We start from the raw sequence: 21,208 nt of genomic DNA on the forward strand, positions 1-21,208 counted from the left end.
CCTGACCGACCATGAGCTTCCACAGCCTCGACTACCTGCTGTTCCTGCCGCTCGTGGTCGTCCTCTATTTCGCGATGCCGCAGCGCTGGCGATGGGTCGTGCTGCTGCTCATGAGCAATCTGTTCTACGCGGCCTGGCGGTGGGATTTCCTGTGGCTGCTGTGGGTGTCCACCCTGATCGATTTCTTCGTGGGGCAGAGACTGCCTTCCGCCCGGCCCGGCTGGCGGAAGAAGGCGCTGCTGGCCATCAGCCTGTGCGGCAATCTGGGGCTGTTGTTCACGTTCAAGTACCTTGCCCTGGTCGCCAATACGGGCCTGACGATCTACCACGGGGGTGACAGTCGCGCCTTCGAGCCGGTCAGCCTGCTGCTGCCGCTCGGCATCTCCTTCTACACCTTCCAGACCCTGGGCTATGTCATCGACGTCTATCGGGGTCGGAAAGAGCCGGAACGGCACCTCGGCTACTTCTCCGTCTATGTGATGTACTTCCCACAACTCCTTGCAGGGCCGATCGAACGGCCAGGAACCCTGCTGCCGCAATTCCGCAAGGAGCGGATGTTCGACGTCGGCCGCGCGGCCGCCGGCGGCGCGCTCATGCTGGTAGGCTATTTCAAGAAGCTGGTGATTGCGGATCGACTGGCGGATCTGGTCCCGCCCGTCCTGAACCAGCCTCTGGATCATTCGCCCCTGCTGGTGCTCACGGCCGCTGCCGGGGAAATCTACCGGTACTATGCCGACCTTTCCGGCTATGCCGACATCGCCATCGGCTCCAGCTTGATCCTGGGCATTCAGCTGACGAAGAATTTCGACCGGCCGCTGGCGTCGGTGTCCGTGGCCGAGTTCTGGCGGCGGTGGCATATCACCGTCTCCACCTGGTTCCGCGATTACGTCTATCTGCCGATTGCGCGTGGGGGCGGCAGGAGCAGGGGGCGGCGGGAGGACAAGGCTGTCCGCCGGGCGCTGGCGACCCTGCTGACCATAGCCATTGTCGCCCTGTGGCACGGGGCGGCCTGGACCTGGCTGGCGGCCGGCCTCATCGCCGGTTTCGTCATGATCGGTGAGGGGATCGTGCGACGTAGCCGCAGAGCGACGGCGCTCTCGAATGGCCTGGCTCGAGGCCTCGGTGTCCCGCGCGACCTGGAGATCGGCCTTCAGAACGGGCTGAACCGCGTCGTCCTGTGGAGCTTCCTCATCCTGCTCGGGTCCATGGTTGCCACTCCCGGGTGGCAGACATCGATCCAGGCCTGGGGCCGCATGGCCGAACTGTCCGGCTGGCTTCTGCGGGATCCCGCATCATTGGTCGCCGGCTTTGCGACCATTCCCCGCTACCTAGTCGTGGCGATCATTGCCCTTGAACTCTACCAGTGGCTGGACGCCCGCCGCCCCGTGTTCGATCGGGTGCGGGCCCGGGGAGCGATCGTGGCCGGGGGCTTCTACTATGCCCTGATTGCCGCCATCCTGATGTTCGGGACGTTCGACAAGCCCGGCTTCCTGTACTTCAACTTCTGACGGGGATCCGATGCGCCGCCTGATCCTTTTCGTCGCCCTGGCCGCTCTTCTGCTGGCAGGCCTCAATCTGGCCTCCCGTCAGTTTGAGGACCGTCGCTATCTCGACCCCATGAACGACCTGCTCGCCGCGACCTCGGGGCGTGACGCCATCATCGTCGGCAGTTCGGTGGGGGGCGCGATCCGCTTCGATGCCCTCTGCACCGACGGCGCCGACTTCTTCTTCGTGCTTCAGGACCTGTTCGAGACGCGGGCGATGGTCGACCTTGTTCTTGATCGGCCCGATCCGCCCCGCCACTGGTTTCTGGCGCTCAGCCCCGGGGCGGTCTTCTACGACAATTCCATTTCGGCATCGGGCCGGACCCACAACCGGCGACTGACGTACCGCTTCCTGTTCGAGAACGGTCAGAACGACATGATCGGCGGCGACTGGCGCCAGTACGCGGTGACGCGCATTTCACCGGCCCTTGGCTATGACGACTGGCGCCGCCGCTTCCAGAACGTCCTTGTCCGGGTTGGCCTGCGGCCAGAGGCGAAACCCGTGGGGTCCCTGATCTGGCGCCTCGATGGCACTCTGGGCGCCGATGACGAACTGGCCCTGGCCGACCGGGAGGCTGCCGCGCGCCTCGAGGATATCCGCTCGATCCGCTTCTACGACCCCTCGGTTCCGGAGCGCGCCGGGCGCGCTATTGCGGATATCAACGCCCGCATACGCGCGTCCGGAGGACAGTTATACATCGTCGTGCCGCCCGCATCGCCCGAGTTCCAGCGCCGCACGCGTGAGGGGCTGGCTGAGGAACTGGATGGATTATGGCGGTCACTGGACGAGGTGGAGGATCAGGGCGCCGTGGTCGTCAATGCATGGCGTGACCCTGCCCGGGTCTATCCCTCCAGACTCTTCGTCGACCCGAATCACATGAATCCGGAAGGGGCAAGGATCTTTTCCGCCGATCTGGCTGCGGTTCTGCGGGCCCGTGGGGATGATGCGCCCGGATGTCCCGCGTGACCAGGAGAGCCCCTCCCAAGGACGCACAAGCCATGGTAGCGTCGCCTGTCCGACCCGGCGTCGGGATGGGAGTCACAGTGTCGAGTACCCGCAGATCACGGCTGGCGCGGCTGGCGAGCCTTCTCCAGGCTGCGCCGCACCTGGCGCCAGCCTATGAGGAGGCCAAGCGGGTCGTACGCGCCTTCCGCAAGCCGGCCTTCTATGAGGTCGCCACGCGCTGCAATCTGTTCTGCGAGGGCTGCTACTATTTCTCGGATGATTTCAAACCGATAAAGGACGTCGAGGATATCGGGACCTGGGACCGGTTCTTCGCCGCCGAGGCCGAACGCGGCGTGACCATGGCCTATTTCGTCGGAGCCGAGCCAGCACTGCATCAGGACCGGTTGATCGCCGCCAGCCAGTACTTTCCCTATGGGAACATCGGCACGAACGGCACCGTCCGGATCGACCCGGCCGTGCCGTACCGGATCGGTGTTTCGGTCTGGGGGGTCGACGCGGAGACCGATGCCGACCTCCGGGGCGGGCGCTCGTTTCACAAGGCCATCCGGAACTATGCCGGCGATCCGCGGGCGATCCTGCTCTTCACCCTCACGAAGACGAACATCGGGGATGCCCGGCGTCTGGCCGAGATCGGTCGCGACAACGGCCTGCCGGTCACCTTCAACATGTACTCGCCCACCCAGACCTATCTACGCAAGCTGACCGAGGGCGAGGGGAACGATCGCGCGTTCTTCCGCATCTCCAGCACCGAGAGCAATCTGCTGTGGGATGACGAGAGCCTGGGCGAGGTCCGGCGCACAATGGATGGCCTGATCGAGGATTTCCCGGACACGGTTGTCTATTCGAAGGCCTACAATGCCTGGGCGACCCAGTCCGGCCCGCTCTATGACATCGACCCGGAGACGGGCGTCGCCCGCGACTGCCATTCGCGGATGGTCGGCCAGATGCGCTACTTCAAGACCGACCTGCAGCAGGGCAACGAAAAGTGCGGCACCTCGGACGCCGTCTGCTCGGAGTGCCGCATGTACAGCGGCGGCTGGTCCTCCAAGTTCGAGCCGCGCGACGTCGATCTGGTCAGTGAGGCGACACTGGCCGACTGGCTGGAGATGATCGCCACGCTTGGCCGCATCTTCCTGATTGAACGGGATGCCTCTGGCCGAGCCACCCTCGCGGCCTGAGCCCGGCAATCAGGCGGCCGACCGAGCCCGTTCGAACGGAGGCCCATCCATCAGGGCCCACTCAGGGTCGTACACGCCCTTCTCGATATGGACGTACAGGGACAGCATCCAGGTGGTCAGGATGTCGGCCAGTCCATCCCGGACCTCCGGGCGGGCGCGCATCAGCCGGTTGGCCTTGCCGATCACCTCGGCGATGTCGGGATAGGCGCGGCCGATTGCGCGCGCCATCCGGCCAAAGTGGGCATTGGCCTTCGCCCGGGACGGGGGATTGTGGAGGCGGCCGGTGCCGCGCTGCAGCAGGGGGTTGGGGCCCAGTATCTCCGCCAGCGCCTCGAAACGGGTCCAGAAGGCCGCCGGGCTGTACAGGCGGCTGATCAGCCAGCGCGTGCCCGTGTAGAGCTGTTGTCTGGTCATCTGGGCGGGGACGATGTTGGTGACCATGTCGGCGCCCGGGAAGTGAGCCTGCTCTCCCGTCAGGTCCAGCCGCCCGGCCTGGAGCATCTCGGCATAGATCGGCGTCGCCATGGGGGCCACCAACGATGAGATCTTGAAGGTCCCGACCGGCAGGCCCATGCCGAAACGGTACTGGCGCTCGAAGATCGTGAGGTCATCAGCGTCAAAGCCGACCATCAGCGCGGCCTCGACCTTGAGGCCGTGGCTGACGACCTTGCGCAGCTGGGCCTGCATGTCGGTGTTCAGGTTCTGCCGCTTCTTGCTGGCCTTGAGGCTCTCCTCATTGACCGACTCCACGCCGATGAACAGGTTCGACACCCCCGCTTCGGCACAGGCCGTGAGCATGTCGTCGTCACGCGCGACATCAATCGAGACCTGGGTGGCGAAGATCACATGGTCGCGGCCGTCGCGCCCGTTCCAGGCGCTCAGGGCGTCGAGCAGTTCGGCGGCGCGCTTGCGATAGACGGTGAAATTGTCGTCGGCCAGGGCGATGCGGTTGTAGCCGAGGTCGTACAGGCGCTGGACCTCGGTGATCACCTGATCGGGCGTCTTGTGGCGCTGCTTGCGGCCCAGGTACTGGATGACGTCGCAGTAGTTGCATTCGAACGGACAGCCGCGGCTGGTCTGGACGACACCGACCAGCGCCCGGTCATTGTCGAACAGCTGCCAGGCGGGCACGGGCGATCGGGCCAGGTCGGGGCGTCCGCCCACGTAGCGGGGCTTGAGCGTGCCGCCCAGCATGTCCGCATAGAAGCTCTCGGCGATCTCCTCGAACTCACCGGTCACGGCGACGTCACAGGCGCCGTCGAAGACCTGGGGGTCGAGGGTGATGTGCGGACCGCCGATGATGACGGGCTTGCCGCGCGCGCGGAACTCCCTGGCGATCTCGATGGCGCGCCGGGCCTGCGAGACATTGGCCGTGATGCCGATGAAGTCGGCGCGGGCCTCGAAATCGACCGGAGCGAGCGCCTCGTCATGCAGGGCGACCTCGATCCCCTCCGGCGCCATGGCCGCCACGGTGGCGATGGCGATCGGCGCCACCCGTGTGACAGAATCGCCGGGTCCGCCCGCGATCCCGCCGAAGTCGGCATCCCAGTGGGGGCGGGGTGCGATGAGGAGGAAACGGACCATACGGGGGGACTCTCGAAAGCCTCTCAAGGTACACCGCGCCGGACGCCATGACTACGGGTTGAACGCAGAAGGCCCGCCACCTCCGGAGAGATGACGGGCCTCCAGGTCGTCAATGCAAGTCGGGCTTATGCCTGGATTTGCAGTTGTCCGGCCGAGGTCTTGCCGCTGCGCTGGTCACGTTCCAGCTCGTAGGAGACCGTCTGGCCTTCGTTGAGCGAGCCGAGGCCCGCGCGCTCGACGGCCGAGATGTGGACGAACACGTCCGTGCCACCGTCGTTCGGCTGGATGAAGCCGAAGCCCTTGGTGGAGTTGAACCATTTTACTGTGCCGGTAGCCATGTTGAGACCTCCGTTGGCGTTGACCCGAAGAAACATTCCCGGGGCCCGTCGTGTCTGAGGTAACGGCTTATCTCGATGCGTCGCAAAGTAGAAAAAGGGCGTTGCGCAGAGATGTTGACCGGCCCCGTATGCGCGCCGAACGCGGCGAAAGCAAGGCCTGTCCCATATTGCCGCACCCTGCGGAGGGTTTGACATGGATCAAGGCAACGCTTCGGAGACGGGCGCACGGCAGGCCAAGGCGCTGGACCGCATGGTGCGATCGTCCACCGTCGGGGATGTTCAACATGACCTTCAAAACCGCTCTCATCTCCCTTGCGCTGGCGGCCGGCGCCGCCGGAACCGCCCAGGCCCAGTCGGCCGAGCCGTGGAGCCCGCCGCGCGCCGGCGACTGGATCGTGACCGGCCGGATCACGGATGTGGCGCCCACGACCGAGGACCGCATCCTGACCTCGGGTGGCGCTGACAGCGGCCTGCATGTCGATGTGTCGGACGACATCATGCCGACGCTGGGCTTCACCTACTTCCTGACGGATCACTGGGCGGTCGAGGCCATCCTGGGCACGACCCAGCACGAAATCCGCGCCAAGGGGCCGACAACGGATGTCGTGGTCCACGAGACCTGGGTGCTGCCGCCGGTGGTGACTGTGCAGTACCGGCCAATGACCGAGGGCCGCGTCAGCCCCTATGTCGGGGCCGGAGTGAACGCCATGATCTTCTACTCGGGCGATGACCAGAACGGCTTCACGGTCGATCTCGACAACGGTCTCGGCATGGCCCTTCAGGCCGGTGCCGACATCGGCCTGACCGGGCCCTGGAGCCTGAACGTCGACGTCAAGAAGGTCTGGTTCAACACCGACGCCGAGATCAACGGCGGCGCCCTGACCAGCGATGTGGACCTGGACCCCTGGGTCGTGTCGGTCGGCTTCGGCCGGAAGTTCTGAGGTCACAGGAGGGTGCGCTGGACGGGCAGGGGGCTTTCGGGCCCGGCCCGTCCGGCGCGCCGCCGCACCTCGGTCTCGGCGCTGAAGCGGATGTCGGGGTCGCGGTCCCGGGCGAGGGTGGCCAGGGCCGCATCCTCGACCGCTGACCAGGCCTTGCCCCGGTGCGCGCCCGTCGGCACCCGCGGCAGCAGGCCCGGCTGGCGGCTCCAGTGCAGCAGGGTTTCGAGCGGCGCAGCGTTCAGCATGTCGCGCAGATGGTGGGCGGTCACATAGGCGTCCGGCAGGGCGCGGTGCGCCGGCAGACCGAGGTCGTGATCCAGCCCCTCGGGCCGGCGCAGATAGCGCAGCATCTGGTTGGAGAAGCGCGGGAGGTCCGGCCAGAGTCGCAGGGCACATTTCCACGTGCAGACCCAGTCGGCCGAGCCGGTCAGGTCGGGCGTACAGTGGCGTTGTTCGAAACTGGCCCGATGCGCGGCCAGCGCCATGACGCCGCCTTCGGGTCTCAGCACGGCGGGCGCCACATCGCGCCAGTAGCCGACGCCCGCGACCCATTCGTCGAGGATATGGTGCACGGCCATGGTGCCGGGGGAGATCGGTCGGCCGGGGTCAACGAACCGCGCCCCGCGCGAGGCGGCAGAGACCTGCCAGGTGCCGTCCGGGCCCTGTTCCACATCCTGCCAGCCGATCTCGCATACATCGGACGGACTGCTGCCCGCCGTCTCGAGGTCGATGACGCGCACGCGCCGGGCATTCGGGTCGCTCATGCCAGGCTCAATGATGCAGGGTCCGGCCGGTTGCCGGGGCGCCCCGACGACCGGACAAAAATACCGTCTGAATGGTCTGAATAGTCTCAATCGTCTGAATGTGCGGACGGGCGGGAGACATCGACATCAGGGCTCTTATTCCTCAGGGCGAAGGGCAGGGGTATAGTATGCCACGGGCCGGAGTTGCGTCGGGAAAGTCGCTCCGGCTTCGCACACATCGTGCGGAACACAGGTCGGCATCCGTCGTTTGAGCGCCATGTCGATCAAGCCTGTCACCGCTCTCGCCCTTGTCGCCGGTCTGTCAGTTGCGCTCGCCGGTTGCGCGACCCTGCAAAGGGGGCCGGTGGGCAACCCCGATGTTCCCGAGCCCGCCAGGTCCGTCGATCTGCACCGGTACTCCGGCCTCTGGTACGAAATCGGGCGGTACGAAAACGGCTTCGAAAAGGGCTGCGAAGGCGTGACCGCCCGCTACACGCTTCGGGAGGACGGGCTGGTGGGGGTGCTGAACACCTGTCGCCAGGACAGCGTGGACGGAGAGGCGAGAACGGCCGAAGGCAAGGCCAGGGTCGTTGAGGACTCGGGCAATGCCAAGCTCAAGGTCTCGTTCTTCGGGCCCTTCTATTTCGGGGACTACTGGGTGCTGGACCGGGCCGAGGACTATTCTTGGTCGATTGTGGGCGAGCCGTCGGGCCGCTACCTCTGGCTGCTGAGCCGCGAGCCGAACCCCTCGGCCGAGGTCCGCGAGACCCTCCTGCGCCGCGTCGCCGAACTGGGCTACGACACGAGCCTCGTGCGGCCGGTGGCCCAGCCACCGGCCTGAGGCCCACCGGCGCCTATTGCGTCGGCATCAGGAAAACTTCGTTGACCGAGCAGCGCGGGTCGGCCTCGAGCGCAAAGACGGCGGCGCGGGCCACGTCTTCCGGCTGAAGCTTGTCGGGCTTGGCTTCGTCGAAGAAGGGCGTGTCCACCATGCCGGGGGCGATGATGGTGCAGCGCCCGCCGAATTCCTTCATTTCTTCGGCAAGATTGCCGCCATAGCCGTGCACGAACCACTTGGTCGCGCCATACACCGAGCCGGACAGGTGGCGGCGGCCCGCGGCCGAGCCGGTCAGCAGCAGATGTCCGGCCTGGGGCTTGAGATGCGGCATGGCGGCCTTGGCGGTCCAGAGCACGCCCATGACGTTGACCTGGATCATCTTCGCCCATTCCTCCGGGTCGCCCGCCTCGGTGCCCGAGGTCGAAAGCCCCGTGCCGGCATTGGCGTAGGCTGCCTTCAGCGGGCCGGCGTGCTCGACGAACCGGTCCAGCGCGGCCTTCACTTCGTCGAGCTCGGTAACGTCTCCGGGCAGGGCCATGGCCTTGTCGCCCAGCTCACTGACCAGCGACTGCAGCTTGTCCTCGGAACGCGCGAACAGGCCGACGTGCCAGCCCTTCGAGACGGCAAGGCGTGCGGTGGCGGCGCCGATGCCGCTGGAGGCGCCGGTGATGAAGAGTGTCTTCGCGCTCATGGTCGATATCCCGTGTTGAAGGTGAGGCCTGTCGAGCGCTTCTGAGCCCATTCCGTTGCCTCCGGCAGGCAGCGACGCGGCGGCCGAGGGGGTGGGGGTGGCGTCGGGTCGCACCGTCGATCCGGGTGGAAGGGGCAACGTCCGCCGCCGGGTCGCGTTGACGGCGGACACCCTGAAAGGACCCCCATGTCGACCATCACGACCGTAAACCCCGCGACCGGGCAGGAACTCGAGACCTATGATGTCATGACCGAGGCGGAGGCGACAGAACGCCTCGAAGCCTGTCATGCGGCGTTTCTGGAATGGCGCAAGACGGACCATTCGGAGCGGGCAAAGGTGCTGAAGGCGATCGCCGAAAGGCTGCGCAACGAGGCCGAGGACCTGGCCACCCTGATGACGTGCGAGACCGGCAAGCTGTTCAAGGATGGACTGACCGAGATCGAGATCTGCGCGGCCATCTTTGACTATGCAGCCGAGAAGGGGCCTGCGGCGCTGGCGGACGAGGAGCGCACCTACGGCAGCGACGGCCAGCGCGGCGTCGTCAGCTATCAGCCGATCGGGGTCATCTATTCCATCCAGCCGTGGAACTTCCCTTTCTACCAGCCCGTCCGCGTGCTGGCCTCAGCGGTGATGGCCGGCAACGGCTGTGTCCTGAAGCACGCCAGCATCTGCACCGGGTCGGCCCTGCGCCTGCGCGAGCTCTGCATCGCCGCAGGCCTGCCCGAGGACCTGTTCCAGGTGGTGGTGATCGACCATGAGACCAGCGACGCCCTGATCGAACATCAACTGGTGCGGGGGGTGACCCTGACCGGCAGCGACGACGCGGGGCGCCATGTCGCGTCCGTGGCCGGGAAGGCGCTGAAGAAGACCGTGCTCGAGCTGGGGTCGAACGACGCCTATCTGGTGCTCGAGGACGCCGACATCGAGACGGCCGTCAAATTTTCGGTCATGGGGCGGCTCTACAACAATGGCGAGACCTGCGTGTCGGCCAAGCGCTTCATCGTGACGGACGCCGTCTATGACCGGTTCGTCGAGGCGTTCGTGGCGCAGATGGACGCCATCACCCTGGGCGATCCGATGGATGAGGACTGCGAGCTGGGCCCGCTGTCCAGCCAGGACCAGTTCGAAACCGTCCGCGATCAGGTCGAGAAGAGCGTCGCGAAGGGCGCGAAAATCCTGTGCGGCGGAAAGGTGCCGGATCGCAAGGGCGCCTACTATCCCGCGACCGTGCTGGGCGACGTCACCCCGGGCATGCCCGCCCATGACGACGAGATCTTCGGGCCGGTCGCCTCGGTCATCCGCGCCCGCGATGACGAACACGCAATCCAGCTGGCGAACGACAGCCGCTATGGCCTGGGCGGCGGAATCTTCTCGGCCGACGAGGACCGCGCCTTCCGCCTGGCCCGTGACCGGTTCGACACCGGCATGGTCCGCATCAACGGCTTCGGCGCCGCCGACCCGAACATGCCCTTCGGCGGGGTCAAGGACTCCGGCTACGGCCGCGAACACGGCGGGTTCGGCCTGAAGGAGTTCGTCAATGCGAAGGCGATCTTCATGCCGTGAGGGCCGGGGCCGGAGTGCAGATGGCTCCGGAGGTCCACGCCAGGAGACTTGTGCGGAGCCCTCTCAGGCCGGGACCGCACCCGTCCTGACCCGAAGGGCGGCGCCTGCGATCCGGTCCAGGTGGATGTGGCTGGTCCCGCAGCAGCCGCCCCAGATGTCCATCGCCGGAAAGCGCCGCGCGACATCGCCCATCTGGTCGCCCAGTTCCTCAGGGTTCCCTTCTTCCAGACGACCGAGTTTGCACAGGGCGATCTTGTCCATCGCCGCCGCATTGGGACGGATACAGCGAATGCGGTCCATCCACGCCCCGCCGGTCAGGGCGGGCGCAAATTCCAGCGGGTGGGAACAGTTGATCGAGTAGAAGGCGGGATAACCCGCTGTGGCCTCTTCGATCTGTGCGATCGCGGCCTCCAGCGAGGCCCCGGAGTTGAGGTGTGAGGTGCCGTCGAGTGACAGGGATACGGCGACCGGCAAGCCCGCCTCTCGCCCCGCTTCCACGACACCGATGGCCTCAGAGGGGCTACTGAAGGTGACGGCCCAGGCGAGGTCCACCTGTGCCTCGCGCAGGGTGGCCAGCTGAACCGCGTGGTAGTCCCGCGCCTCCTCGACCTCCAGCTGCCGTCCGGGCCGGTAGGCGTCACCACGGGGGCCGACATAGCCGACGAACAGGGCGCCCGGCAGGTCAGTGCCGAATTCCCGGACCCGGTCCCGCAGGAAGTCGATCGACTGCAGATTGGCGTCGCGCAGGCCCTCCCGGGAATAGCCGAGCCGTTGTCCCCAGTCAGGGCTGGCGCGATAGTCGAAGCCGCCGATCAGGGCCCACATGCCGCGTCGCGCGGCGACCGCCAGGTAGCGGCGGTACATGTCCGCGATGACATCGCGCGCCTGCGGCTGCTCCAGCAGGGGGAACATCGCAAAGTGGGGAAGGTCGAACCCCCATTTGTACATGATCTCGGTTTCGATCCCTCCCTCGGTCAGATAGAGCCGGTCCGGGCGACAGGGGGGGAAGGCATTTGCGCGGGTCAAGGCTCATCTCCTGTGAACGAGCCAGCCAGCTAGTCGAGCGCTTCCGGGCGACCTAGTGGACTTGCGGTGCAGTTCGAGCGAATTTGTCCCATGCGCAAAGGCAGCCATACGCGTGATCGCATCCTCGACATTGCCGAGTCCGGGGTGCTCGCCAAGGGGTTCGGCGCGACCTCGATCGAAGAAATCGTGGCCGAGGCCGGCATCACAAAGAACGGCTTTTTCTATCATTTCTCGGACAAGAACGATCTCGCGCGGGCCTTGCTGCAGCGTTACATCGACAACGAGGAAGCGGTTCTCGATCAGCTGTTTGCGGCAACACGTGAAGAGGGCGGCGACCCGCTGACGCGCCTGCTGGAAGCGCTGGAGGGCATGGCCCGGATGATGCGCGATCTTCCCACCGGCCACCCCGGCTGCCTTGTCGCAACCTATTGCTACAGCGAACGCATGTTCGACGCGGGGGTGCGGGACCTCAACCGGGCCGCGGTGCAGCAGTGGCGGGAGCGGTTTCTGCCATTGCTCGAGGCGATTGCAGAGCGTCATCCGCCGCGAGACCAGGTGTCCCTTTCCGCGGTGGCGGACATGATCTCGAACACCGTCGAAGGCGGCATCATCCTGTCGAAGGCCCTGGGTGAACCGGACGTCCTTCCCGACCAGATCCTGCTGTTGCGGTCCTATCTTCGACTGCTGTTCAGCCCGGTCGACGCCTGAAGGCTCGGTCCGCCGCCCGGTGCCAAAGCCCCGGACCAAGCGCCGGGAACGCTTCGGGGGCGCAGACGGAAGGCGATGGCGGACAGGGTGGGATTCGAACCCACGGTAGGCTTCCACCTACGGCGGTTTTCAAGACCGCTGCCTTAAACCACTCGGCCACCTGTCCCCGGAGTGGATCGGCGTCATAGCAGGGGGAGGGGGCGTTAACCAAAGAAGAAAATGATCCGGCGATGATGCGGACCTCAGACCGAATTCGAGGTGTATCCGCATGGCCCGATCCTTCACCCCCCTTCGCGCCCTGTCCGTCGTTCTGGCGGGGCTGAGCCTGTCGGCGTGCGGCACGGTCGGGGCGGCGGCCGGGCTGGCGGGCGATGTGGCCGAGGGCGGCTATAACCTTGCGGCGGGGACTGTGCGGGTCGGGGCCAGGGCGACGGGCCTTACCGGGGGATCGAGGGCGGGCACAAACATCCGCGTCGACAATCCGGCACCGATCGTGTCGGGCACCATGCGGCCCTATCAGATCCGCGGGCGCTGGTACTATCCGACCGAAGATGCCGACTATGAAGAGGTCGGTATGGCGTCCTGGTACGGGCCCGGCTTCGATGGTCGGCCGACGGCAACCGGCGAGCGGTTTGACCAGAACGCCCTCACGGCCGCTCACAAGACCCTGCCCCTGCCGGGGCTGGTCGAGGTCACCAATCTGGACAACGGGCGCAGCGTGGTGCTGCGCGTGAACGACCGGGGTCCGTTCGTGGACGAGCGGATCATCGATCTGTCGCGCGGCGCGGCCGAGGAGCTGGGCCTGTTGCAGCGGGGCGTGGGGCGGGTGCGGGTGCGCTATCTGGGACTGGCCCCGAGGCTCTGACCCTCCGGGTCTGATCCTGAGCCTGTTGATATCCCCGCATCGGACTTGGTTTCCCGGGGGCGTGCCGCCATTCTAGGCGGATGACGCGCGGACGGTTCATCACCTTCGAAGGGGGAGAGGGCAGCGGCAAGTCGACCCAGGCGGGCCGGCTGGCCGAACGGCTGCGCGCGCAGGGCCTTGAGGTGCTTCTGACCCGTGAGCCCGGCGGCTCGGCGGGCGCCGAGGCGATTCGCCAGCTGGTCGTGAATGGCGAGGGCGAGCGCTGGTCGCCGCTGACGGAAGTGCTGCTGATGTTTGCGGCGCGCAACGACCATCTGGAGCGCACCATCCGGCCGGCGCTGGCGGCCGGGCACTGGGTGATCTGCGACCGCTTTGCCGATTCCAGCCGGGCCTATCAGGGCGGGGGAGGGGGCGTGCCCCAGTCGTTCATCGAACAGCTGGACCGGACCGTGGTGGATGACGACCAACCCGATCTGACGCTGATCTTCGACCTGCCGGTTGAGGAGGGGCTGGAGCGGGCTTTCGGACGGGGGCTGTTCGAGACGCGGTTCGAGTCCAAGGGACTGGCCTTCCATGAACGCCTGCGCCACACGTTTCGCGATATCGCCGCGCGCCATCCCGAGCGCTGCCGCCTGATCGACGCCCGGGGTACGGAGGACGATGTGGCCGGGCGGGTCTGGTCCACGATCGAGGCCGCCCTGCCCCTGCCCGAGGTGCAGGCGTGAGCAGCCATCCGCGCGACCGCTATGACGAGGTCAGTCATCCCGCCGCCGAACAGGCCTTTGCCGATGCGATGGGCGGCGGACGCCTGCACCACGGCTGGATGCTGTGCGGGCCGGAAGGGGTGGGCAAGGCCGGTTTTGCCTATCGTGCCGCGCGGCGTCTGCTGGGGGCAGCGGCCGACCCCGCTCGCGGGCCGCTGGGGAGCGCGCCCGAGGACCCGACCAACCGGCTGATCGCGGCCCAGTCGCACCCCGACCTGATGGTGCTGGAGCGGGTGACGGAGGGCAGCAAGGCGCGCCGCACCATCTCGGTCGATCAGGCGCGGGAACTACCGGGCTTCTTCGCCAAGAGCCCTTCGCGCGCGCAGTGGCGGGTCGCCATTGTTGACAGTGCGGACGACCTGAACGTCAATGCTGCCAATGCTTTGTTGAAGATTCTGGAAGAGCCGCCTGAGCGGGGTGTGCTGTTCCTGGTGGCGCATTCGCCCGGACGACTGCTGCCGACGATCCGGTCGCGCTGCCGGCGGCTGACCTTTCCCGCATGGCCCGTGGCGCGGCTCACCGATCTGGTGCAGGCGCGTATGGGTCTGGACGAGGACCAGGCGCGCGCGGCGGCGGAGGCAGCGGGAGGATCGCCCGGTCGCGCGCTGGCGCTGGCGGGCAATGAGGTCGCCGAGCTGGATGTTCTGGTACGTGACTGGGTCGAGCGCGGTCCGGCCGACATGAAGGCGGTGATTGCGGCCGCCGAGAGCTTCCGGCGGGCCGAGGCTGCGCCGCGGTTCGAGCTGCTGCTGGACCGCCTGGCGGCAGCGGCCCGAGGCCGCGCGCTGGAGGGTGGAGCCGGGGCCGAGGCCTGGGCCGATCTGTGGTCGCGCATCCAGTCGCGCTCCGAGCAGACGGCCGGACTGAACCTGGACCGCCCGGACGTGCTGTTCAGCCTGATGGCCGAGCTGGAACGGGTCCGACGGAGCGCCGCATGCTGATCGACAGCCACGTCAATCTGCACGCCCCCCAGTTCGACGAGGACCGCGATGCCGTGATCGCCCGCGCCCGCGAGGCCGGTGTGGCGCTGATGGTCGAGATTTCGGACCGCCTGTCGACGTTCGAGGCCACGCATGGACTGGCGATGGCGCATGACGACATCTGGTGCACCGTCGGGGTGCACCCTCATGAAGCCCGGCATTATGAGGATTTGACGGTCGAGCGGCTGGTCACGCTGGCTGCGCGAGAAAAGGTTGTGGGAATAGGGGAGTGCGGGCTGGACTTCCACTATGACCTCAGCCCGCGTGAGGTCCAGGCGGCCGTGTTCCGGGTGCATGTCGAGGCCGCGCGCCAGACGGGGCTGCCACTGGTCGTCCATACGCGGGAGGCGGACGAGGTGATGGCGGACATCCTGCGCGCCGAGATGGCCGCCAGCCCGTTCAAGCTCTTGATGCACTGCTACACCAGTGGGCCGGAACTCGCGGAACTGGCAACGGAACTGGGTGCATGGTTCTCCGTCTCGGGTATCGCGACCTTCAAGGCCGCCGAGGATGTGCGCGCGGTCATCCGGGCCATGCCGGCGGACCGGATCATCGTCGAGACGGACTGTCCCTATCTGGCGCCGGTCCCGCACCGGGGGCGCCGGAACGAGCCGGCCTATATCGGCCACGTGCTGGACAAGCTGGCTGAAATCCGGGGCTGGGGCCGTGACGAGGCCGAGCGCCGGACGACCGACGCCTTCTTTGCGCTGTTCGACCGGATCCCGCGGCCGGAGGGCGCATGACACGCGCGCTGGAGGTCACGATTCTGGGCTGCGGCTCGTCGGGCGGGGTGCCGCGCGGCGATGGCGACTGGGGCGCGTGCGACCCGTCGGAGCCGCGCAACCGGCGCATGCGGTGCTCGATGCTGGCGCGGCTGAAGGGGGAGGGGGGCGAGACGGCGGTCCTGATCGACACCTCGCCCGACCTGCGCGCCCAGGCGCTGGCGGCCGGCCTCACCCGCGTCGATGGCGTGCTATACACCCATGACCACGCCGACCAGACCCACGGCATCGACGATCTGAGGGTGTTCGTGATGCGCAGCCGGGCCCGCATACCGGCGTGGATGGACGCTGCCACGCGCGAGGCCCTCGAAGGACGGTTTCGCTACATCTTCGAGAGCCAGCAGGGCTATCCCGCCTTGCTGGAGGCGCGCGACATCCCGGACCACGGTGCGCCCTGGGGTTTGGAAGGTCCGGGCGGCACCATCCCGGTCGTGACCTTTGATCAGGGTCATGGCCCGATCCGCTCGGTCGGATATCGCCTTGGCCCCGTCAGTTACTCCAGTGATGTTGATGCGATGGATGAAGCGGCGCTGGACGCGGTCCGGGGAAGCGAACTCTGGATCGTGGATGCCTTGCGCTGGACGCCGCATCCGACCCACGCCCACGTGGACCAGGCCCTGGAGTGGATTGAACGAACCGGCGTGCCGCGCGCTGTACTGACCAACCTGCATCTCGACCTCGACTATCAGTCGCTGAAGTCGCGCCTGCCGGCCCATGTCGATGTCGCCCATGACGGATGGACCGCGCGCTTCAGTCTTTGACCAAAGGACTCCTCGCATGGCCCAATACGACGATCTCAAGGCGCTGTTCCTCAACTGCAGCCTGAAGCGCGGGGGCGAGACCTCGCACACCCAGACGCTGATGGATGTGGCGATCGGCATCATGAAGGCCAACGGAGTCTCGACGACCACGCTGCGGTGCGCGGATCTGGACATCCCGCCGGGTGTGCAGCCCGACATGACCGAGCACGGCTTCGACACCGACGGCTGGCCCAAGGTGCAGAAGCAGGTGATGGAAGCCGACATTCTTGTGATCGCCACGCCGATCTGGCTCGGCGACAAATCCTCGATCTGCACGCGCGTGATCGAGCGGCTGTACGGCTATTCGGGCAAGCTGAACGACAAGGGCCAGTATGCCTATTACGGCCGCGTCGGCGGCTGCATCGTTACGGGCAATGAAGACGGCATCAAACATGTTGGCATGAACGTGCTGTATTCCTTGCAACATCTCGGTTACGTGATCCCGCCGCAGGCGGACGCCGGCTGGATTGGCGAAGCGGGCCCGGGGCCGTCCTATGGCGACGATGGCAAGGTCGGGCTCGACAACGAGTTCACCCAGCGCAACGCGACCTTCATGGCCTGGAACCTGATGCATCTGGCGCGCATGCTCAAGGATGCGGGCGGCATTCCGGCCCATGGCAACCAGAAGACCGCCTGGGACAAGGGCGAGCGCTTCGACCATCCCAATCCGGAATACCGGTAAGCCGGCGCCCACAATTTCACATAATATATCTTAGGCGATAAACGGACTTACGGAAAAGCCCGCCGGAATCGCTCCGGCGGGCTCCCCTGTCTGTGGTGCAGAACCTAGCCTGCGGCGCGGATCAGCACTTCGGCCAGAGCCTTCATGCGACCGGCGTCGATCGGGTTGACGCCCTGGGCACCCGCCGCCTCGTTCAGCGAAGCAGCGGCCGTCCGTGCGGCCCCGGCGTTGATGCGACCGCGGCGCCAGCCGTCGATCACGCCCATCACCTGATGGTGCATGTCGCCCGAGATGCTTTCCGACCGGTGCAGCTGGTCCAGATAGGCGCCGGCGACGTCGGGCGTGTCAGCCCAGCTGATACGGGTCTGGGTTTGCGGGTTGATAACGTCCATGTGGACGGCTTCGGCAGCGGCGATCTCGGCCGCCGACAGCTGATCCGACGGGACCAGACGCAGCACGTCGATGCCGCGGGCGATCTCGCTGGAGTAGATGCGGCCGTTCAGCCAGTAGGCCGACCAGGAACCGCCGATCATCAGGCGTTCACCCAGCGGACCGCGGTCGAAATAGGCGATCTCGACCGGACGCATCGGATCGGTGAAGTCCATGACCGAGACGCCGCCCTGATACCAGGCCTGGACCATCAGGTCGCGACCCGGCACCGGGATGATGTTGCCGTTGTGCGCGACGCAGTTCTCATTGGCGCCCTGGACCGACGGCAGTTTGTGGAAGGCGCGGCCGCGCAGTTCGCCGTTGGTGATGGTGGCCACCAGGTTGGCGCCCCAGTTGCCGGGAGCCTCGGCCGTGCAGCGCGGCGAGGTGCCCCCGCCCCACTCGTCCGTGAACACGACCTTGTCGCCGCTGTTGGCGAAGGTCGCCGAGTGCCAGTAGGCCATGTCCGGGTCGAAGATGTCCGAAATCCGCTGCGGATTCTTCGGATCCGAGATATCGAGCAGGATGCCGTTGCCGCTGCAGGCACCGGCCGCCCGGTTCAGCTCCGGGAAGACGGTGATGTCGTGGCAGTGGTTGGTGCGCGCGGTGGCCTGGCTGCTGACGCCGGCGCGCCCGCCCATCCACAGGCCGGCGACGGCGCCGGTCTCACGGTCGGCGAAGATGCGCGGCCGGTTGACGATGGCGGCGTTCTCCGGGTGATCCAGCGGCACCTCGATCACGTCGATCGAGTAGAGCGCGGTCTCGGGGTTGGTGCCGGGCTCGCCGTCCGAGCAGATCGACAGCTCGTCACTGCGACGCACGCCAGAGGTGGCCGAGTTGTAGACATAGAGGGTGCGCGGGTCGGCCGACGGCACGAGGGTGTGGGTGTGCGAACCCCGGCACGTCTGGACCGCCGCCACCTGACGCGGGGCCTTGATGTCCGTGATGTCGAAGATGCGGACGCCGCGGAAGCGCTCCGCATTCACCGCCCCGCTGGCGCCCGAGGCACCGCAATCGATCCGACCGTTGTTCTGCTCGACTGACATGAACAGCAGGTTGCCGTGGACCGACAGGTCCCCCTGCCCGCCCGGACAGACGACCGAGACGACCAGTTCCGGGGCGCCTTGCCCGCTGATGTCGTAGATGTTGAAGCCGTTGAAGTTGCCGACGAACAGCTTGCCGTCCGAAACGGCCATGTCGCTGTTGGCGAGGGCCAGCGGGCTGTAGCGCGGCGGGTTGGCGCGCATGGCCTCGGCCTCCTCGCGCGTGGTCGGCGGCGCGAAGATGGCGTCCGGGTCGAAGAAGCCGGGCGGCGGCGTCACGGCATGCTCGAGCACCATGCCTTCGGCGGCCTGGGCGGCGTCGTGGATGCCGGGAGCCAGCGACGTGCGGACATCGGAGGGGATTTCCTGGACCTGCGCCATGACCGAGGTCGCGCCCAGGAGGACGGCGACGGCAGCAGCGGAGGAATACAGGGCTTTGCGGACAAACATGGCCGTTCCTTTGGTTGGGACTCAGTGATCAGACAGAAGGGACTGCATTCGCAGGATTTCGGCCGACTGATCGGCCACCACGGAAGACAGGAAGTCGGACAGCATCGGGTCATTGCCCGAGTCCGGCAGGGCCAGCAGTTCGTCGACCATGTCGAGGGCGCCCTGGTGGTGCTGGATCATGCCCGAGAGGAACAGGCGGTCAAACTCGGGCCCCTCGGCGGCCGCCAGGCGGCGCATCTGGGCCGGCGACAGCATGCCCGGCATCAGGGGGATTTCATCAGGGTCGGTCGGCGCGGCCGCTGTGCCGTGCGCATCGTGGCCGGCGCCGTGATCCATATGGCCGGCGTGACCGTCGTGTCCGCCGCTGGCGGGCGCGGGCGTCATGGTGTGTCCGGCGTGCAGGTCGGTCGGCTCAAGCGGCAGGCCGCGCGACAGCAGCCAGTTCCGCATCAGATCGATTTCGGCTTCCTGGCTGAGGGCGATCCGACGGCCCATGGTGCGGACGGCGGGCGAACTGCCGCGCGTCTCGAGCAAGGCGACCATTTCCACGGCCTGGGCGTGGTGGACGATCATGTGCTGCATGAAGCGCACGTCCTCGGCCGTGTGGGTCGTGCGGCTGAGGTCAACCGCCTCCCCCGCCGTGATCTGACGGGTCGCTGCGCCGGGCGCGCCCGGATTGACGATCGGCGCCGTGTCGGCCGGATCCTGAGACGGGTCCTGACCCAGCACCAGTCCGGCGGCCACAAGGCCCAAAAGTTTCAGCAAGACGCTACTCCCCCACGCACAACGGTGGGCAGACTAGGTCCGCAACGGTCGGACAGGCAAGGCAAAAGCCCCCTGCCCCAACCTTACAAATCGCTCATGTTTGGCGGAGAGTCAGATGTGCAGGACGCGGCCGTAGGCGTCGAGGGCGGCTTCGTGCATCGCCTCGGACACGGTCGGGTGCGGATAGACGATGCCGTGGATGTCTTCCTCGGTCGCCTCCAGGGTGATGGCGGTGACATAGCCCTGGATCATCTCGGTGACTTCGGCGCCGATCATATGGGCCCCGATCAGGGCGCCGGTCTTCGCGTCAAAGATGGTCTTCACAAAGCCCTCGGTTTCACCCGAGGCGATGGCCTTGCCATTCACCTTGAAGGGGAAGCGGCCGATCTTGACCTCGCGCTTTTCCTCTTTCGCCTGCTGTTCTGTGACGCCGACCGAGGCGACCTGCGGCTGGGCGTAGGTGCAGCCGGCGATGGGTGAATGGACGTTGGGGGTCTTGAAACCGGCGATGTGTTCGGCGGCGTGGATGCCCTCGTGCGAGGCCTTGTGCGCCAGCCAGGGCGCGCCGGCGCAGTCGCCGATGGCGTACAGCCCCTTCACATTGGTCTGGCAGTGACCGTCGATGGTGATGTGGCCGCGCTCCATATTGACGCCCAGCGCCTCGAGACCAATGCCGTCCGTGTTGGCGGTGATGCCGACAGCCGAGATGCAGACCTCGGCCTCGAGCGTTTCGGCCTCGCCGCCCGCCTCGATGGCGACCTTCACGCCCGACTTGTCCTTGCTGACCCTGGTCACCTTGCAGCCGGTGCGGAATTTCATGCCGCGCTTTTCGAACGCCTTCTGGGCGGCCTTCGAGACCTCAATGTCCTCGACGGGCATGATGCGGTCGACAGCTTCGACCACGGTCACTTCGGCACCGAGCGCGCGATAGAAGCTGCCGAACTCGATACCGATGGCGCCCGAGCCGATCACGACGACCGACTTCGGCATGAATTTCGGCGCCATGGCCTCGCGGTAGGCCCAGATGCGATCGCCGTCGGCTTCCAGCCCGATCTGGGGGATGGCGCGCGCACGCGCTCCCACCGCCAGCATGACGGATTTGGCCTCCAGCGTGCGGTTGCCGCCGGCGTTCAGGGCCACGACCACCTTCGGGGCCGCCGTGCCCTTTTCCAGCTTCGCCGTGCCTTCGATGACCTCGATCTTGTGCTTCTTCATCAGGAAGCCAACGCCGCTGTTCAGCTGTTTGGCGACCTTGCGCGAGCGCTGGATGATGGCCTCGAAGTCAAAGCCGACCTTGTCGGCCGACAGACCATAGTCCTTGAGGTGCGACAGGCTTTCGTACTTCTCGCCCGACTTGAGCAAGGCCTTGGTCGGGATGCAGCCCCAGTTCAGGCAGATGCCGCCCAGGTTCTCGCGCTCGACGATGCCGACCTTCAGGCCCAGCTGGCTGGCGCGGATGGCCGCGACATAGCCGCCCGGACCCGAGCCGATGACGATGAGATCGAAGGTGTCAGCCACAGTGTCGTC

At 66.7% G+C, this 21,208-nt stretch carries 20 protein-coding genes, 1 tRNA gene and 1 pseudogene; 13 read left to right on the forward strand and 9 right to left on the reverse strand.

The features are described from left to right. Positions 1–11 precede the first annotated feature (11 nt). The 3 genes from J7346_RS03065 to J7346_RS03075 all read left to right on the forward strand — a co-directional run bounded on the left by J7346_RS03065 (position 12) and on the right by J7346_RS03075 (position 3,689). Complete coding sequence (locus tag J7346_RS03065) at positions 12–1,508, forward strand: MBOAT family protein (RefSeq protein WP_209117645.1); 1,497 nt, start codon at positions 12–14, stop codon at positions 1,506–1,508. Between the two features lie 10 nt (positions 1,509–1,518). Then, positions 1,519–2,511 carry a hypothetical protein gene (locus J7346_RS03070; RefSeq protein WP_209117647.1) on the forward strand — a complete coding sequence of 331 codons (993 nt, stop codon included), beginning with the start codon at positions 1,519–1,521 and terminating at the stop codon, positions 2,509–2,511. Between the two features lie 77 nt (positions 2,512–2,588). Further along, positions 2,589–3,689, forward strand: a complete 1,101-nt coding sequence (locus J7346_RS03075) for a radical SAM protein (protein WP_209117649.1) — start codon at positions 2,589–2,591, stop codon at positions 3,687–3,689. Between the two features lie 9 nt (positions 3,690–3,698). Here the strand turns inward: J7346_RS03075 and J7346_RS03080 are convergent, their stop codons facing one another. Both J7346_RS03080 and J7346_RS03085 read right to left on the reverse strand, forming a co-directional pair. Next, on the reverse strand, positions 3,699–5,273 hold the full coding sequence (locus tag J7346_RS03080; RefSeq protein ID WP_209117651.1) for a radical SAM protein: 1,575 nt from the start codon (positions 5,271–5,273) through the stop codon (positions 3,699–3,701). A gap of 125 nt (positions 5,274–5,398) precedes the next feature. Continuing rightward, positions 5,399–5,611 carry a cold-shock protein gene (locus J7346_RS03085; RefSeq protein ID WP_209117653.1) on the reverse strand — a complete coding sequence of 71 codons (213 nt, stop codon included), beginning with the start codon at positions 5,609–5,611 and terminating at the stop codon, positions 5,399–5,401. Between the two features lie 284 nt (positions 5,612–5,895). Here J7346_RS03085 and J7346_RS03090 point away from each other — a divergent pair, with 284 nt between their 5' ends. Beyond that, complete coding sequence (locus J7346_RS03090; RefSeq protein ID WP_245157601.1) at positions 5,896–6,552, forward strand: OmpW family outer membrane protein; 657 nt, start codon at positions 5,896–5,898, stop codon at positions 6,550–6,552. Between the two features lie 2 nt (positions 6,553–6,554). Here the strand turns inward: J7346_RS03090 and J7346_RS03095 are convergent, their stop codons facing one another. Next, positions 6,555–7,316: a DNA polymerase III subunit epsilon gene (locus J7346_RS03095; protein ID WP_209117657.1), complete on the reverse strand. Its 762-nt coding sequence runs from the start codon at positions 7,314–7,316 to the stop codon at positions 6,555–6,557. A 256-nt stretch (positions 7,317–7,572) separates the two neighbouring features. Between J7346_RS03095 and J7346_RS03100 the strand changes: the two genes are divergently transcribed. Continuing rightward, positions 7,573–8,136: a lipocalin family protein gene (locus tag J7346_RS03100; RefSeq protein WP_209117659.1), complete on the forward strand. Its 564-nt coding sequence runs from the start codon at positions 7,573–7,575 to the stop codon at positions 8,134–8,136. Between the two features lie 13 nt (positions 8,137–8,149). Here the strand turns inward: J7346_RS03100 and J7346_RS03105 are convergent, their stop codons facing one another. Next, positions 8,150–8,824, reverse strand: coding sequence for an SDR family oxidoreductase (locus tag J7346_RS03105; RefSeq protein ID WP_209117661.1), 675 nt, complete (start codon positions 8,822–8,824; stop codon positions 8,150–8,152). Between the two features lie 186 nt (positions 8,825–9,010). On the opposite strand from J7346_RS03105, the gene J7346_RS03110 reads away from it, so the two are divergent. Beyond that, positions 9,011–10,387: an NAD-dependent succinate-semialdehyde dehydrogenase gene (locus J7346_RS03110; protein ID WP_209117663.1), complete on the forward strand. Its 1,377-nt coding sequence runs from the start codon at positions 9,011–9,013 to the stop codon at positions 10,385–10,387. 63 nt (positions 10,388–10,450) lie between these two features. On the opposite strand, the gene J7346_RS03115 is transcribed toward J7346_RS03110, so the two are convergent. Continuing rightward, positions 10,451–11,413: a homocysteine S-methyltransferase family protein gene (locus tag J7346_RS03115; RefSeq protein ID WP_209117665.1), complete on the reverse strand. Its 963-nt coding sequence runs from the start codon at positions 11,411–11,413 to the stop codon at positions 10,451–10,453. Positions 11,414–11,479: 66 nt separating this feature from the next. Here J7346_RS03115 and J7346_RS03120 point away from each other — a divergent pair, with 66 nt between their 5' ends. After that, the gene (locus tag J7346_RS03120) at positions 11,480–12,121 is read left to right on the forward strand and encodes a TetR/AcrR family transcriptional regulator (RefSeq protein ID WP_209117667.1); all 642 of its coding nucleotides are present in this window, start codon (positions 11,480–11,482) and stop codon (positions 12,119–12,121) included. A gap of 76 nt (positions 12,122–12,197) precedes the next feature. Here J7346_RS03120 and J7346_RS03125 read toward each other — a convergent pair. Continuing rightward, a tRNA-Ser gene (locus tag J7346_RS03125) sits at positions 12,198–12,287 on the reverse strand. 306 nt (positions 12,288–12,593) lie between these two features. On the opposite strand from J7346_RS03125, the pseudogene J7346_RS03130 reads away from it, so the two are divergent. The 6 genes and pseudogenes from J7346_RS03130 to J7346_RS03155 all read left to right on the forward strand — a co-directional run. Next, a pseudogene (locus tag J7346_RS03130) lies at positions 12,594–12,980 on the forward strand (septal ring lytic transglycosylase RlpA family protein); the annotation flags it as partial. A gap of 86 nt (positions 12,981–13,066) precedes the next feature. Continuing rightward, positions 13,067–13,711 carry a dTMP kinase gene (gene tmk / locus J7346_RS03135; protein WP_209117669.1) on the forward strand — a complete coding sequence of 215 codons (645 nt, stop codon included), beginning with the start codon at positions 13,067–13,069 and terminating at the stop codon, positions 13,709–13,711. Beyond that, positions 13,708–14,691 carry a DNA polymerase III subunit delta' gene (locus J7346_RS03140; RefSeq protein WP_209117671.1) on the forward strand — a complete coding sequence of 328 codons (984 nt, stop codon included), beginning with the start codon at positions 13,708–13,710 and terminating at the stop codon, positions 14,689–14,691. The genes tmk and J7346_RS03140 overlap by 4 nt, the downstream gene beginning before the upstream one ends. After that, the gene (locus J7346_RS03145; protein ID WP_209117673.1) at positions 14,685–15,473 is read left to right on the forward strand and encodes a TatD family hydrolase; all 789 of its coding nucleotides are present in this window, start codon (positions 14,685–14,687) and stop codon (positions 15,471–15,473) included. Before J7346_RS03140 ends, J7346_RS03145 begins: the two co-directional genes overlap by 7 nt. Continuing rightward, the gene (locus tag J7346_RS03150; RefSeq protein ID WP_209117675.1) at positions 15,470–16,273 is read left to right on the forward strand and encodes an MBL fold metallo-hydrolase; all 804 of its coding nucleotides are present in this window, start codon (positions 15,470–15,472) and stop codon (positions 16,271–16,273) included. Before J7346_RS03145 ends, J7346_RS03150 begins: the two co-directional genes overlap by 4 nt. Positions 16,274–16,289: 16 nt before the next feature. Further along, positions 16,290–16,994, forward strand: a complete 705-nt coding sequence (locus J7346_RS03155) for a flavodoxin family protein (protein ID WP_209117677.1) — start codon at positions 16,290–16,292, stop codon at positions 16,992–16,994. A gap of 104 nt (positions 16,995–17,098) precedes the next feature. Here J7346_RS03155 and J7346_RS03160 read toward each other — a convergent pair whose 3' ends face one another. The 3 genes from J7346_RS03160 to lpdA all read right to left on the reverse strand — a co-directional run bounded on the left by J7346_RS03160 (position 17,099) and on the right by lpdA (position 21,199). Further along, on the reverse strand, positions 17,099–18,916 hold the full coding sequence (locus tag J7346_RS03160; RefSeq protein WP_209117679.1) for a hypothetical protein: 1,818 nt from the start codon (positions 18,914–18,916) through the stop codon (positions 17,099–17,101). A gap of 21 nt (positions 18,917–18,937) precedes the next feature. After that, complete coding sequence (locus J7346_RS03165) at positions 18,938–19,681, reverse strand: DUF305 domain-containing protein (protein WP_209117680.1); 744 nt, start codon at positions 19,679–19,681, stop codon at positions 18,938–18,940. 111 nt (positions 19,682–19,792) lie between these two features. Then, positions 19,793–21,199: a dihydrolipoyl dehydrogenase gene (lpdA, locus tag J7346_RS03170; RefSeq protein ID WP_209117681.1), complete on the reverse strand. Its 1,407-nt coding sequence runs from the start codon at positions 21,197–21,199 to the stop codon at positions 19,793–19,795. Between the last annotated feature and the right edge of the window lie 9 nt (positions 21,200–21,208).

Origin of the sequence: Brevundimonas sp. A19_0 (assembly GCF_017744255.1) — a bacterium.
Taxonomy (GTDB): domain Bacteria; phylum Pseudomonadota; class Alphaproteobacteria; order Caulobacterales; family Caulobacteraceae; genus Brevundimonas.

What these genes read in the sequence shown, in the direction of transcription:
- J7346_RS03065 (WP_209117645.1), top strand. Translation starts at nt 12, where the DNA reads ATGAGCTTCCACAGCCTCGACTACCTGCTGTTCCTGCCGCTCGTGGTC.
- J7346_RS03070 (WP_209117647.1), top strand. Translation starts at nt 1,519, where the DNA reads ATGCGCCGCCTGATCCTTTTCGTCGCCCTGGCCGCTCTTCTGCTGGCA.
- J7346_RS03080 (WP_209117651.1), bottom strand. Translation starts at nt 5,273, where the DNA reads ATGGTCCGTTTCCTCCTCATCGCACCCCGCCCCCACTGGGATGCCGAC.
- J7346_RS03085 (WP_209117653.1), bottom strand. Translation starts at nt 5,611, where the DNA reads ATGGCTACCGGCACAGTAAAATGGTTCAACTCCACCAAGGGCTTCGGC.
- J7346_RS03090 (WP_245157601.1), top strand. Translation starts at nt 5,896, where the DNA reads ATGACCTTCAAAACCGCTCTCATCTCCCTTGCGCTGGCGGCCGGCGCC.
- J7346_RS03095 (WP_209117657.1), bottom strand. Translation starts at nt 7,316, where the DNA reads ATGAGCGACCCGAATGCCCGGCGCGTGCGCGTCATCGACCTCGAGACG.
- J7346_RS03100 (WP_209117659.1), top strand. Translation starts at nt 7,573, where the DNA reads ATGTCGATCAAGCCTGTCACCGCTCTCGCCCTTGTCGCCGGTCTGTCA.
- J7346_RS03105 (WP_209117661.1), bottom strand. Translation starts at nt 8,824, where the DNA reads ATGAGCGCGAAGACACTCTTCATCACCGGCGCCTCCAGCGGCATCGGC.
- J7346_RS03110 (WP_209117663.1), top strand. Translation starts at nt 9,011, where the DNA reads ATGTCGACCATCACGACCGTAAACCCCGCGACCGGGCAGGAACTCGAG.
- tmk (WP_209117669.1), top strand. Translation starts at nt 13,067, where the DNA reads ATGACGCGCGGACGGTTCATCACCTTCGAAGGGGGAGAGGGCAGCGGC.
- J7346_RS03145 (WP_209117673.1), top strand. Translation starts at nt 14,685, where the DNA reads ATGCTGATCGACAGCCACGTCAATCTGCACGCCCCCCAGTTCGACGAG.
- J7346_RS03150 (WP_209117675.1), top strand. Translation starts at nt 15,470, where the DNA reads ATGACACGCGCGCTGGAGGTCACGATTCTGGGCTGCGGCTCGTCGGGC.
- J7346_RS03155 (WP_209117677.1), top strand. Translation starts at nt 16,290, where the DNA reads ATGGCCCAATACGACGATCTCAAGGCGCTGTTCCTCAACTGCAGCCTG.
- J7346_RS03160 (WP_209117679.1), bottom strand. Translation starts at nt 18,916, where the DNA reads ATGTTTGTCCGCAAAGCCCTGTATTCCTCCGCTGCTGCCGTCGCCGTC.